The 13,055-nt window shown below is 61.1% G+C and carries 12 protein-coding genes; 3 read left to right on the forward strand and 9 right to left on the reverse strand.

Annotation, left to right across the window (positions count from 1 at the left end; translation table 11 throughout):
• The 4 genes from yecR to LCH64_RS00140 form a co-directional block, all read right to left on the reverse strand.
• Positions 1 to 309, reverse strand: a complete 309-nt coding sequence (gene yecR, locus LCH64_RS00125) for a YecR family lipoprotein (protein WP_003225737.1) — start codon at positions 307 to 309, stop codon at positions 1 to 3.
• A gap of 33 nt (positions 310 to 342) precedes the next feature.
• The gene (locus LCH64_RS00130; RefSeq protein ID WP_003225735.1) at positions 343 to 657 is read right to left on the reverse strand and encodes a hypothetical protein; all 315 of its coding nucleotides are present in this window, start codon (positions 655 to 657) and stop codon (positions 343 to 345) included.
• A gap of 506 nt (positions 658 to 1,163) precedes the next feature.
• Positions 1,164 to 2,336: a cystathionine gamma-synthase gene (locus tag LCH64_RS00135; protein ID WP_226499116.1), complete on the reverse strand. Its 1,173-nt coding sequence runs from the start codon at positions 2,334 to 2,336 to the stop codon at positions 1,164 to 1,166.
• Positions 2,333 to 3,709, reverse strand: a complete 1,377-nt coding sequence (locus LCH64_RS00140) for a cystathionine beta-synthase (protein ID WP_003225732.1) — start codon at positions 3,707 to 3,709, stop codon at positions 2,333 to 2,335. Before LCH64_RS00140 ends, LCH64_RS00135 begins: the two co-directional genes overlap by 4 nt.
• 392 nt (positions 3,710 to 4,101) lie before the next feature.
• On the opposite strand from LCH64_RS00140, the gene metE reads away from it, so the two are divergent.
• The gene (gene metE / locus LCH64_RS00145) at positions 4,102 to 6,390 is read left to right on the forward strand and encodes a 5-methyltetrahydropteroyltriglutamate--homocysteine S-methyltransferase (protein ID WP_226499452.1); all 2,289 of its coding nucleotides are present in this window, start codon (positions 4,102 to 4,104) and stop codon (positions 6,388 to 6,390) included.
• Positions 6,391 to 6,513: 123 nt separating this feature from the next.
• On the opposite strand, the gene LCH64_RS00150 is transcribed toward metE, so the two are convergent.
• A complete protein-coding gene (locus tag LCH64_RS00150) occupies positions 6,514 to 7,449 on the reverse strand; it encodes a Ppx/GppA family phosphatase (protein WP_003225729.1) in 936 nt (311 codons plus the stop codon).
• 296 nt (positions 7,450 to 7,745) lie between these two features.
• On the opposite strand from LCH64_RS00150, the gene LCH64_RS00155 reads away from it, so the two are divergent.
• Both LCH64_RS00155 and map read left to right on the forward strand, forming a co-directional pair.
• The gene (locus LCH64_RS00155; protein WP_003225727.1) at positions 7,746 to 7,973 is read left to right on the forward strand and encodes a ParD-like family protein; all 228 of its coding nucleotides are present in this window, start codon (positions 7,746 to 7,748) and stop codon (positions 7,971 to 7,973) included.
• Positions 7,970 to 8,761, forward strand: coding sequence for a type I methionyl aminopeptidase (gene map / locus LCH64_RS00160; protein ID WP_226499117.1), 792 nt, complete (start codon positions 7,970 to 7,972; stop codon positions 8,759 to 8,761). Before LCH64_RS00155 ends, map begins: the two co-directional genes overlap by 4 nt.
• Positions 8,762 to 8,894: 133 nt before the next feature.
• Here map and LCH64_RS00165 read toward each other — a convergent pair whose 3' ends face one another.
• The 4 genes from LCH64_RS00165 to LCH64_RS00180 are packed head-to-tail and all read right to left on the reverse strand — an operon-like array spanning position 8,895 to position 12,849.
• Positions 8,895 to 10,049, reverse strand: a complete 1,155-nt coding sequence (locus LCH64_RS00165; RefSeq protein WP_226499118.1) for an ABC transporter ATP-binding protein — start codon at positions 10,047 to 10,049, stop codon at positions 8,895 to 8,897.
• A 17-nt stretch (positions 10,050 to 10,066) separates the two neighbouring features.
• Positions 10,067 to 10,876 (reverse strand): ABC transporter permease, encoded by an 810-nt coding sequence (locus LCH64_RS00170; RefSeq protein WP_003225722.1) that lies wholly within the window; start codon positions 10,874 to 10,876, stop codon positions 10,067 to 10,069.
• A 6-nt stretch (positions 10,877 to 10,882) separates the two neighbouring features.
• A complete protein-coding gene (locus tag LCH64_RS00175) occupies positions 10,883 to 11,827 on the reverse strand; it encodes an ABC transporter permease (protein WP_226499453.1) in 945 nt (314 codons plus the stop codon).
• Complete coding sequence (locus tag LCH64_RS00180; RefSeq protein ID WP_003225720.1) at positions 11,824 to 12,849, reverse strand: ABC transporter substrate-binding protein; 1,026 nt, start codon at positions 12,847 to 12,849, stop codon at positions 11,824 to 11,826. Before LCH64_RS00180 ends, LCH64_RS00175 begins: the two co-directional genes overlap by 4 nt.
• Positions 12,850 to 13,055 lie beyond the last annotated feature (206 nt).

Genomic DNA, 13,055 nt, shown 5'->3' on the forward strand with positions numbered 1-13,055 from the left:
TCAACGCTTGCAGAGGTAGTCCTGAGTGATGGTGGTTTGCAGGCAGTTGAACTGGCCCATGGTGCGGCAGATATTTTTCTCCGAACCGGTCACCTCGGCGTTCTTGTAGCCCCAGGTCTTGCAGCGCTCCATCGCGACAGTCAGGCCTTGCGCGGCGTTGGTCTGGCCGCTTTCAAACTGGCCCAATTCATAGGAGACCTGGACGACACCGTCGTTCTTGCTGCCGCCGGTGGCTTCCCACTGTTTGGGCGTGGCGCAGCCGCTCAGGGCGAGGGCGGTGAGGGTGAGAGTTGCGATCAGGGTTTTCATGATGGAACGTAGTCCTTTACCGGGGATGAGGGATTACTGGAACGGAATCGGCGAGGCGCCTTTCGGCAGGCACGACAGTGGCGGGCTCATGATGCCCATGCTCGCCACGGCGACAATCGCGCCGCTGGGCAACTCGCAGTTGTATTCGCCGGCCGGGGTGTAGGCGGTGTAGTAGGTGAGGGTGCTGTCGCTGCGGATGTTGTCGATTTTCGACACCGGTTTACCGATGACGGTCTGGGCGCGCTCTTTCATGCTGGCTTCGGTGGGTTTGGCGGTCTGGCAGCCGCTGGCGCCAAGCAGCAGAGCGCTGACGATGGCCACTCTGCAGAGGTTGGAATGCAGTTTCATGGTGTTTCTTCCTTGGTGTTGTTCTGATTTCCAGGCACAACGATCCCGCGCACTGCACAGCGGCAATGTTGGGGAGCATCGGGGGTTGCGAGGGAATATAACGCCGGGTGGCGGGCCGGTCGATTAGCACAAATGTGCTAGTGCGACCCGAGGCGATAGTCGTTTAGCTTCCTTGCAGGCCGGTGCAAAAAAGGAAATCAGTCTAAAAACACTGAGGCGGATCTTGTGGCTTTTGCTAGGCTCAAGGATGTAGGCGAAGACGCAGACTGATGCGCAAGCGGATAGCAAGGGGACGTGGGGCGCGTTCCGAAGGGTACACGGTTAGAAAGATCTCCGCGCTGAGATCCAGCCCTTATGCCGTGTGAGGCAGCAAAGCGCCGCTCTTTTTCCATGGTTGCTTTTGTACTGTGAGAGGCCCGATAAACCTTGTAAGCCAGAGACCAGCACTGGCCGCCTACTCGAACACCAAAGCCCGCATTGCTGCGGGCTTTGTCGTTGTTACGGCATCAGATTTTGGTCAGCGCGTACGCCAGATCGGCGCGCAGGTCTTCGAGGTCTTCGACACCCACCGACAGACGCACCAGGCCATCGCCGATTCCGAGTTTGGCGCGGGTTTCAGCGGGAATGGTCGCGTGAGTCATGATCGCCGGGTGCTCGATCAGGCTTTCGACGCCGCCGAGGCTTTCGGCCAGGGCGAAGATCTTCACGTTTTCCAGAAAGCGCCGTGCGCCCTCCAGATCACTGTTCAGATCCACCGAAATCATCCCGCCAAAACCGTGCATCTGCCGCTTGGCCAGCTCATGTTGCGGGTGCGACGGCAGGCCCGGGTAGTAGACGCGTTTGACCTGCGGTTGCTGCTCCAGCCACTTGGCCAGTTCCAGCGCGTTGCTGCAGTGACGTTCCATGCGCAGCGCCAGGGTTTTTACCCCGCGCAGGGTCAGGAATGCGTCGAACGGCCCGGAAATCGCGCCGACCGCGTTCTGCAGGAAGCCGAGTTTTTCCGCCAGTTCAGGGTTTTGCCCAACCACCGCGATACCACCGATCACGTCGGAGTGACCGTTCAGGTACTTGGTGGTCGAGTGCAGCACGATGTCGAAACCCAGTTCCAGCGGGCGCTGAATGTACGGGCTGGCAAAGGTGTTGTCGGCGACGCTGATGATCCCGCGTGCACGGCAGATGCGCGCAATCGCGGCCAGATCCGACAGGCTCAGCAGCGGGTTGGTCGGTGACTCGACAATCACCAGGCGTGTGTCGTCCTGCAGCGCCGCTTCGAACGCAGACAGGTCAGTCAGATCGACGTAGCTGAAACGATGCCCGGCACTGCGCTGGCGCACCTTGTCGAACAGGCGGAACGTGCCGCCGTACAGGTCATTGCCGGAGATCACGTGCGATCCGGCATCGATCAGTTCGAGGACAGTGGAAATCGTCGCCAGCCCGGAAGCGAAAGCGAAGGCGCGGGTGCCACCTTCCAGATCCGCCACACAGCGCTCCAGCGCAAAGCGCGTCGGGTTGTGCGAGCGCCCGTAGTCGAAGCCCTTGTGCACGCCGGGGCTGTCTTGCAGGTACGTCGAGTTGGCGTAGATCGGCGGCATCAGCGCACCGGTGGTCGGGTCAGGCTCTTGCCCGGCGTGGATCACCCGGGTCGCGAAGCCTTGGGATTTATCGTCGTGCTGACTCATGCGAGGGATCTCCGTAATTGGTTGAGCATGTCGGTGCGGGTGATCAGGCCGTGGAAGCCCGAGGCGTCGGCGATGATCGCCACCAGGCCGCGACTGAGTACCGATTCCAGCTCAGAAAGGGGCGCTCCGGGGGCGAGGGTTTGCAGTTTGTCGGTCATCACGCTGGAGACCGACTGACTGAAGCGCGCGGCGTCTTCGTGCACGGGCAGCAGGATGTCCGATTCGTCGATCACGCCGACCAGTTGTTTGCCTTCAACCAGCACCGGCAACTGCGAGACATCCGCCAGACGCATGCGCTGGAACGCCGTCAGCAAGGTGTCGTCAGGGCCGACGCTGATCACGCGGCCATCTTCGAAACGTCGGGCGATCAGATCGCGCAGGTCGCCATAGCGTTTGCGCTGCAACAGGCCCTGATCGGTCATCCACTGGTCGTTGTAGACCTTCGACAGATAACGCGTACCGGTGTCGCAGACGAAGCTGACCACGCGTTTCGGCTCGGTCTGTTCGCGGCAGTAACGCAGCGCGGCGGCGAGCAGGGTGCCGGTCGACGAGCCACCGAGAATGCCTTCGGCGCGCAGCAACTGGCGCGCGTGGTCGAAGCTTTCTTCATCGCTGATCGAGTAGGCGTGGCGCACGCTGCTGAGGTCGGTGATCGACGGAATGAAATCCTCGCCGATGCCTTCTACCGCCCACGAACCGGGGGTCGGCATCGTACCGTCACGGCTGTACTGAGCCATTACCGAACCGACCGGGTCGGCGAGGACCATTTCCAGATCCGGTTGTACGCGTTTGAAGAAGCGACTCAGGCCGGTCAGAGTGCCGGAGGAACCGACACCGACCACGATCGCGTCCAGATCATGCTCGGTCTGCGCCCAGATCTCCGGCGCGGTGCTGCACTCGTGTGCCAGCGGGTTGGCAGGGTTGTTGAACTGGTCGGCGAAGAACGCGCCGGGAATGTCTTTTGCCAGTCGTGCGGCCACGTCCTGGTAATACTCGGGGTGGCCCTTGCCGACGTCCGAGCGGGTGATGTGCACTTCGGCGCCCATGGCTTTCAAGTGCAGGACTTTCTCGGTGGACATTTTGTCCGGGACTACCAGCACCACGCGGTAGCCTTTGGCGCGGCCGACCAGTGCCAGGCCCAGACCGGTATTGCCGGCGGTGGCCTCGACGATGGTGCCGCCCGGTTGCAGGCGGCCGTCGCGTTCAGCGGCATCGATCATCGCCAGACCGACGCGGTCCTTGATCGAGCCGCCGGGGTTTTGTGATTCCAGTTTGAGAAACAGTGTGCAGAGGCCGGTATCGAAGCGGGTAACTTGTACCAGCGGCGTATTGCCGATCAGCCCAAGTACGGCAGGGCGTGAATCCTTTGACATTTCTTCACCTCTTGTAGTGGTGTTGATCGCGTTCCATTCGCGGGGAAAAGCTCGCGTGCAACATAGGCGCAGACATGATCTGTCGCAACCTTTAGTCAGCCGCCGATACAGCCATTTCGATCTAACCATAGAACAGAATCGAAGCCAGCAAAGGCTGGGTTCCAGAGGGTTTACATCAAGGCGCCATTGAGTATTCAAAGGGCGTCGTAACCGTCCTCCACAGCTTGATCTGCGGACGAATATCCTGCAGGGCAAACGGTGTTTTCAGCGATCACATTGCTGATAGCTGATCATGAGAGAAACTTGTGATGATCAAGATTAAAATGAGTTTGTCTCACTAGCGCTCGATCCCGACAATGGCCGCCATCAACAAGACATTGGAGTTGTTTGTCATGGCACTGGCCCATTCCCTCGGATTTCCGCGCATCGGTCGCGACCGCGAACTGAAAAAAGCGCAAGAGGCGTTCTGGAAAGGAGAACTGAACGAGGCCGGCCTGCGTGAAGTGGGTCGCGAGTTGCGCAAGGCCCACTGGGCGTTGCAGAAGAACGCCGGGATCGAGCTGCTGCCGGTGGGGGATTTCGCCTGGTACGACCAGGTGCTGACCCACTCACTGATGTTCGGAGTGATCCCCGAGCGTTTCCGTCCGCACGATGGCAAGGCCAGCCTGCAGACCTTGTTCGGCATGGCCCGTGGCGTCAGCGACAGCTGCTGCGGTGGTGCGCACGCGCAGGAAATGACCAAGTGGTTCGACACCAACTACCACTATCTGGTCCCGGAATTCAGCGTCGATCAACAGTTCCAGCTCGGTTGGGAACAGTTGTTCGAAGAAGTCGAAGAGGCCCGTGCCCTCGGCCATAACGTCAAACCGGTGATCATCGGCCCACTGACTTATTTGTGGCTGGGCAAGGCCAAAGGCGCCGGGTTCGACAAGCTGGAACTGCTTGATCGCCTGCTGCCGCTGTACGGGCAGATTTTCGCGCGGCTTGCCGCCCTCGGCGTGGAATGGGTGCAGATCGACGAGCCGATTCTGGTGCTCGATCTGCCGCAGGAGTGGAAGAACGCTTTCGAGCGTGCCTACAACCAGATCCAGCGTGATCCGCTGAAGAAACTGCTCGCCACCTACTTCGGTGGTCTGGAAGAAAACCTCGGTCTGGCCGCCAATCTGCCGGTCGATGGCCTGCACATCGATCTGGTGCGTGCAGCGGAACAGTATCCGACCATCCTTGATCGCCTGCCGGCCTACAAAGTGCTGTCGCTGGGTGTGGTCAACGGCCGCAACGTCTGGCGCTGCGACCTGGAACATGCGCTGGCGACTTTGCAGCATGCACATGAGCGTCTGGGTGATCGCCTGTGGGTCGCGCCGTCCTGCTCGTTGCTGCACAGCCCGGTGGATCTGGGCCGCGAAGACAAACTCGACGCGGAGCTGAAAAGCTGGCTGGCGTTTGCCGTGCAGAAGTGCGAGGAAGTCGCGGTGCTGGCGCAGGCGGTCAACGAGCCGGAAGCGCCGAAAGTGCTGCGCGCCCTGGCCCAAAGTCGCTCGGTACAGACCAGCCGCGCCGCCTCGCCACGCATTCATAAACCGGCGGTGCAGGCCCGTGTGGCGGCCATTACGGCGCAGGACAGTCAGCGCCAATCGCCATTTACCCAGCGCATTGCCCAGCAACGCGCCGGTCTTGATCTGCCGCTGTTTCCGACCACAACTATCGGTTCGTTCCCGCAAACCGCGTCGATCCGTCTGGCGCGGCAGTCGTTCAAGCAAGGCAAGCTGAGCGAAGCCGAATACACCGAAGCCATGTACAGCGAAATCCGCCACGCCGTGCAAATCCAGGAACAGCTGGGCCTTGATGTGCTGGTGCATGGTGAAGCCGAGCGCAACGACATGGTCGAGTACTTCGCCGAGCAACTCGACGGCTACGCGTTCACCCGTTTTGGCTGGGTACAGAGCTACGGTTCGCGCTGCGTGAAACCAGCGGTGATCTTCGGTGATTTGAGCCGTCCGCAAGCCATGACCGTGGAGTGGATTCGCTACGCCCAGGGCCTGACCGGCAAGGTCATGAAAGGCATGCTGACGGGACCTGTGACCATGCTGATGTGGTCGTTCCCGCGCGAAGATGTGTCCCGTGAAGTGCAGGCGCGGCAACTGGCGCTGGCGCTCCGTGACGAAGTGGTGGATCTGGAAGCCGCCGGGATCAGGATCGTGCAGATCGACGAAGCCGCATTCCGCGAAGGTCTGCCGCTGCGCCGCGCGCAATGGCAGCACTATCTGGACTGGGCAACCGAAGCGTTCCGCCTGTGTGCCTCCGGTGTACGCGACGAAACGCAGATCCACACGCACATGTGCTACAGCGAATTCAATGATGTGATCGAGTCCATCGCCGCCATGGACGCCGACGTGATCACCATCGAAACCTCGCGCTCGGACATGGAACTGCTGGAGGCGTTCGAGGCCTTCGACTACCCGAACGAGATCGGCCCGGGTGTCTACGACATCCACTCGCCACGGGTGCCGGATGCTTCGGAAATGGCCAACCTGCTGCGCAAGGCGGCGCAGCGGATTCCGGCGGAGCGGTTGTGGGTCAATCCGGATTGCGGCTTGAAAACCCGTGGCTGGCCGGAGACCGAAGCGGCGTTGGTGCACATGGTTGCCGCTGCCCGCCAGTTGCGCAAAGAACTGGCGTAAAGCGCTAACTCCGTCTCTGTGGGAGCGGGCTTGCTCGCGAAAGCGGAGTGTCAGCTAAATAATTTTCGACTGACACTCCGCCTTCGCGAGCAAGCCCGCTCCCACACTGGAGTGTGTAGGGTGTCAGTGCCGGCTCATCAAGCCGTGCAACACACCGAGGCGCAGCCCCGGTTCCGACGGCACCATCTGCGAAATGCCAAACACCTTGAACGCCGCCAGCATCAGCACCAGCCCACCGGGCAAAATGCTCTGGCGATGCGGCTGCAGACCGGCGAGTTTCAACTGCTGCACGTTCTTCACCTTCAGCAGCAACAGCGACAAACGCAACAACCCGCCATAGGTAATGCCGTCCTGACCGAAATCGTTCAAGCGATTGGCTTTAAGCACCTTCGCCAGCATCCGCGCCGTGCCGGAGGAACCAATGGTCTGTTGCCAGCCCTGAGCGCGATAGCGGCGGGCGACTTTCTCGAATTGCAGGATCGCCACGCGCTCGGCCTCCTGCAGCGCACCGGGCGCAATCCGTCCGTCAGGGAAATAGCGTGCACCCAGAGTGCCGCTGCCGATGGCGATGCTTTCGGTGAGCAGCGGCTGCGAACCCTGGCCGAGAATCAGCTCGGTGGAACCACCGCCGATGTCGACTACCAGGCGCATGTCTTCAGCGCCCGGCAGGGTATGGGCGACGCCGGCATAGACCAGTCGCGCCTCTTCATGGCCGGAGATGACGTCGATGCGAAAGCCCAGATGACGTTCGGCACTGTGCAGAAACAATTGTGCATTGTCGGCCTCGCGCACCGCGCTGGTCGCCACTGCCCGCACCTTGCCGGCCTCGAACCCGCGCAGTTTCTTGCCGAACCGCGCCAGCGCCTGCCAGCCCCGATCCAGCGCCATTTCGTCCAGTGCACCGCCGTCGAAGCCCTCGGCCAACCGCACCGGTTCACGCAGGGTTTTGACCTCCTGAATCATGAAACCCTTACGACTGCGCACCGACTGGCCGATCATCATCCGAAACGCATTCGAACCCAGGTCGATGGCGGCAAACAGCGAGGCGTCTTCTTTCATGGGAATCCCTGCAAAGCATCCGTCGAAGGCTCAAGACGGTTTGCGAGGATTCTGCGGTGCGGTTGATGACATCCTGATGACGGGGCAGGGGCGGTTCAGTGAATTATTGACTGTCATGACACTGTCATTATCCGACGACTATCCTGACCCCAATACATCGCGTGTTCTTAAAGTTTTTGCTGCCTCTTTGGGCAGCTTTTTTTTGCCCGCGATTTGGCAATCCCACGCAAGGTTTGCAATCGTGGGCGTCGTCTGGCTAATATACGATCCATATACACTTCGTATCGGAATCGGATATGGGCATCGTAAAGATTTCAGAAGACATGCACGAGAACCTGCGCATCTCCAGCAACGCGCTCAGCCGCTCGATCAACGCGCAGGCCGAGCACTGGATGCGCATCGGCATGCTCGCCGAGCTGCACCCCAACCTCGACCACAGTGCCATTTGCCGCTTGCTGATCCGCGCCGAACAGAACGGCGGGCTGGATCTGCATCAACTGACTCAGGAAGCCGTCAGCGCATGAGAAATCAGATCAAGATCAATACCCCCGCCGAAATCGCCCAGTCCCGTGCTGCCGGCAAGCTGGCCGCCGAAGTGCTGGCGATGCTGGTGCCGCACGTCAAGGCCGGGGTGACGACCGATGAGCTGGATCGGTTGTGCAACGATTACATCGTCAACGTGCAGAAAGCCATTCCGGCCAACGTCGGTTATCACGGTTTCCCGAAAACCGTCTGCGCCTCGGTCAACGACGTGGTGTGCCACGGCATCCCCTCGGGCACGCCGCTGAAGGATGGCGACATCGTCAACCTCGACATCGCGGTAATCAAGGATGGCTGGTTCGGCGACACCAGCCGCATGTACGTGGTCGGCGAGGCGACGCCTGAAGCACAACACCTGATCAAAACCACCTACGACGCCATGTGTGCCGGCATCCGCATGGTGCGTCCAGGCGCGACACTGGGCGACATCGGTCATGCGATCCAGAGCCTGGCGGAGAGCGAAGGTTTCAGCGTGGTGCGCGAGTATTGCGGGCATGGCATTGGCAAGGTGTATCACGATGAGCCGCAGATCCTGCATTACGGCTTTCCCAATCAGGGCATGAAGCTCAAGGCGGGGATGATCTTCACCGTCGAACCCATGCTCAACGCCGGCAAGCGCCATGTGAAGAACATGCCGGACGGCTGGACGGTGCTGACCAAGGATGGCTCGCTGTCGGCGCAGTGGGAGCATATGGTCGCGGTGACGGAGACCGGCTTCGAAATCCTGACGGCGTGGCCTGACGAAATTGAAGGTTTCACCCCGATCGCCTGAACACCACCAACCCCCTGTGGGAGCGAGCCTGCTCGCGAAGAGGCCGTGTCAGCCAATATAAGTGTTGAATGACACATCGCCTTCGCGAGCAGGCTCGCTCCCACAGTTGAAATGCAATCCTATGTAGGAGCTGTCAGTGGGCGCCGGCGGCTTTGTTGAGGTCGCTGTCGGTCCATTCGGTGTAGACGCAGGCGTCCGCCGTCGCCCAGCGCACCCGCACCGGATCGCCAGCCTTGAGCGGTATGCCCGCCGCCGACAGCGCTTTAACCGTCATCGAAGTACCGCCCGACGTCACCACGCTGCAGGTCTGGCTTTCACCAAGAAACAGCACCTCCACGACCTTGGCCGACACCTCATTCCAACCCGCTGCCAGCGGCTCCTCGCTCGCCTGCTGCACGCTCAGCGCCACAGCTTTTTCCGGCCGCACCATCAGCAGCACATCCTGCTCGGTGTGCAAGCCGGCAGTCAGGCGAATCGACAACGACTGCCCCTCAAAGCTCGCCGCCGCATTGCCTTGGGCCTTGAGCTTGAGGAAGTTCGAGTTGCCGAGGAACGACGCGACAAACGCATTCGGCGGATTCTGATACAGGTCATAACCGCTGCCCAGACCAACAATCTTGCCGTGACTGAAAATCGCGATGCGCTGCGACAGACGCATGGCCTCTTCCTGATCGTGGGTGACGTAGACGATGGTGATGCCCAGGCGCCGATGCAGCTGGCGCAGTTCATCCTGCAAGTCTTCACGCAGTTTTTTATCCAGCGCGCCGAGCGGTTCGTCCATCAGCAGGATGCGTGGCTCATAGACCAGCGCCCGGGCGATGGCGACGCGTTGCTGTTGTCCGCCAGACAACTGCGAAGGGCGGCGATGGGCGAACTGTTCGAGCTGCACCAGTTTCAGCATCGCATCGACGCGCTTGTCACGTTCGGCGGCAGCGAGTTTGCGAATCGCCAACGGGAAAGCGATGTTGTCGCGCACCGACAGATGCGGGAACAGCGAATAACGCTGGAACACCATGCCGATGTCGCGTTTGTGCGGCGGCACGTTGACCAGCGACTGACCGTTGACCAGGATCTCGCCGCTGCTCGGCGTTTCGAACCCGGCGAGCATCGACAGCGTGGTGCTTTTGCCCGAGCCGCTGGAGCCGAGGAAGGTCAGGAACTCGCCGTCCTTGATGTCCAGCGAGATGTTGTCGACGGCGGCAAAGTCGCCGTAGTGCTTGTTCAGATTGCGCAGGCTGACCAGGGGTTTGTCGTTCTGCTGGGATGCGTCTTTGATCACGGCACTCATGTCGTACTCCTGGGCGCTCAAGCGCTGATTTCGTTGCGCCGGCGCAGCGCGGCGGCGATCACCATGACCAACACCGACAGGCCGATCAGCAGCGTCGAAGCGACGGCGATCACCGGGGTCAGGTCCTGGCGCAGAGTGGTCCACATTTTCACGGGAAGGGTTTGCAGGGTCGGGCTGGCCATCATCACGCTGAGCACCACTTCGTCCCACGAAACCAGAAAGGCGAAGAGGGCGCCGGCGACCATGCCCGGACGGATCGCCGGAAAGGTCACCTTGAACACCGCTTGCAGGCGTGAGGCGCCGCAGATCACCGCCGCGTCTTCAATCGACTGATCGAACAGCTTCAGCGAGTTGATGATCGAGATGATGGTGAACGGCAGCGCGACGATCACATGGCTGACGACGAAGGCGAACAGGGTCCCGGTGTAACCGAGCTTGAGGAACAACGCGTACACCGCCACCGCGATGATCACCAGCGGCACGATCATCGGCAGGGTGAACAGACCGTAAAGCATTTCCCGACCGGGGAAGCGTCCGCGCACCAGAGCAAACGCGGTTGGCAGACCGAGGGCCACGGCGCAGATCGTGGTCAGCACGGCAACCTTGAGGCTGGCCGCAGCGGCGTTCATCCAGTCGGCGTTGGAGAAGAACTGGCCGTACCATTTCAGCGTCCAGCCCGGCGGCGGGAACACCAGCCACTGCGACGAGCCGAACGACAGCAGGACGATGAACACGATCGGCAACAGCAGGAACAAACCGATCAGCCCGGTGGTTGCATACAAGCCGAAGCGCATCCGCCGGCTCATGGCATTGGGAGTCAGGAGCATCTCGGCTTACCTCGCGTTGCTGGCGCCAACCGGGGATTCCGGCTGAAGCTTCAGGTAGAAGTAGAACAGCACCAGGGTGATCGCGATCAGCAATGCGGCACCGGCACTGGCCAGGCCCCAGTTGAGGAACGATTGCACCTGCTGAATGATGAACTCCGGCAGCATCATGTTCTGCGCCCCACCCAGCAGCGCCGGGGTGACGTAGTACCCGAGCGACATCACGAACACCATCAACCCACCGGACGCCAGACCCGGCCGGCACAGCGGCAGGAACACCCGGAAGAAGTTGGTCCACGGACTGGCGCCGCAGATCGAGCCGGCCTGCAGGATCATCGGGTCGATGGCCTGCATGGTCGCCTGCAACGGCAGGACGATGAACGGGATCATGATGTAGCTCATGCCGATCACCACGCCGGTCAGGTTGTGCACCATTTCCAGCGGCTGATCGATGATGCCCAGCGCCATCAGCGCCTTGTTGATCAGGCCCGAGGCTTGCAGCAGCACCAGCCACGAATAGGTGCGGGCGAGCAGGCTGGTCCACATCGACAGCAGCACGATGTTGAGAATCCAGCGGCCCCAGCCGCGCGGTACCAGGGTGATCGCCCAGGCCAGCGGAAAGCCCAGCAACAGGCTGAAAATCGTTACCAGCCCGGCCACCGAAAAGGTGTTGAGCAGCACCCGCGCATACGCCGAGTTGGCGAACAGTTGTTCGTAGTTGCCAAGGCCGGGGGTCGGTTCAAGCACGCCGCGCAACAGCAGGCCAATCAATGGCGCGAGAAAGAACAGGCCGAGGAACAGCAGTGCCGGCACGAGGTTGCCGGCGCCGCGCCAGCGTTGTCTGAGGGACGGGGCTTGCGCCATTGCACTCGCCTTGCCTGTGGCCGGACCGGCAGCGCTCGTGGCGCTCCCGGTGGCAGTGGAGGGACGGGACGCGGTGGCCGCCATTTTCATTTGACCAGCCATTCGTTCCACCGTGTCGCGATGGCTTGACCGTTCTTGGCCCAGTACGCGAAATCAAGAGTGATCTGATCCTTAGCGTAGGCAGTCGGCAGGTTCGGGGCCAGCACCGAGTCCAGGCGCGCCACGCTGTCGACGTTGACCGGGGCGTAGGCGGTCAGGTTGGAGAAGTCGGCCTGGCCTTTGGCACTGCTGGCGTTGGCCAGAAACTTCATCGCCGCGTCCTTGTTTTTCGAGCCTTTTGGAATCACCAGAATGTCGGCCATGACCAGGTTCTGTTTCCAGCTCACGCCGACGGGTGCGCCGTCTTCCTGCAGGGCGTGAATGCGGCCGTTCCAGAACTGGCCCATGCTCGCTTCACCGGAGGCCAGCAGTTGCTGCGACTGCGCGCCGCCGCCCCACCAGACGATGTCTTTCTTGATGGTGTCGAGTTTCTTGAAGGCGCGATCAAGGTCCAGCGGGTAGAGCTTGTCGGCCGGCACGCCGTCGGCCAGCAGCGCCAGTTCGAGCACGCCGGGGCTTGGCCATTTGTACAGGGCGCGTTTGCCGGGGTAGGTCTTGGTGTCGAACAGCGCGGTCCAGTCTTGCGGCTTGGCCGCGCCGAGCTTGCCCTCGTTGTAGCCGAGGACGAAGGAGAAGAAGAACGAGCCGACGCCGTAATCGCTGACGAAACGCGGGTCGATCTTGTCGCGCTGAATGACTTTGAAGTCGAGGGGTTCGAGCAGGCCTTCGGCCGCGGCGCGCAGGGCGAAATCGGCTTCGACATCGACCACGTCCCACTGCACGTTGCCGCTTTCGACCATGGCTTTGAGTTTGCCGTAGTCGGTCGGGCCGTCCTGCACCACGGTGATGCCACTGGCCTTGCTGAACGGATCGGCCCAGGCCTGTTTCTGCGCATCCTGGGTGCTACCGCCCCAGCTGACGAAGTTCACGCTTTCGGCGGCCATTGCAGCCTGGCCGGTCACGCTCAGCAGTCCCGCAAAAAGGATTGCGGTTGCAGCTTTGTTCAACACCATTTTCACGCCCTCATTGTTGTGTTTTTGAGCGGGCTTGCGTTGTTGCCCGCCTGTCGGGAGCAGTAGCCGGACGGTTTTTCAGGTTATCCGGTCTATGGAATATCATATTATGGTATTCCAAACTTTGTGCAAGCACTTTGCCTTACCGGTTATCTGGCGGAGCCATTTTTTGTCGTTCGAGGAAATGGGGCTGAAACGCAAAACCC

The sequence above is a fragment of the Pseudomonas sp. MWU16-30322 genome, from assembly GCF_020515535.1.
Classification (GTDB): domain Bacteria; phylum Pseudomonadota; class Gammaproteobacteria; order Pseudomonadales; family Pseudomonadaceae; genus Aquipseudomonas; species Aquipseudomonas fluorescens_H.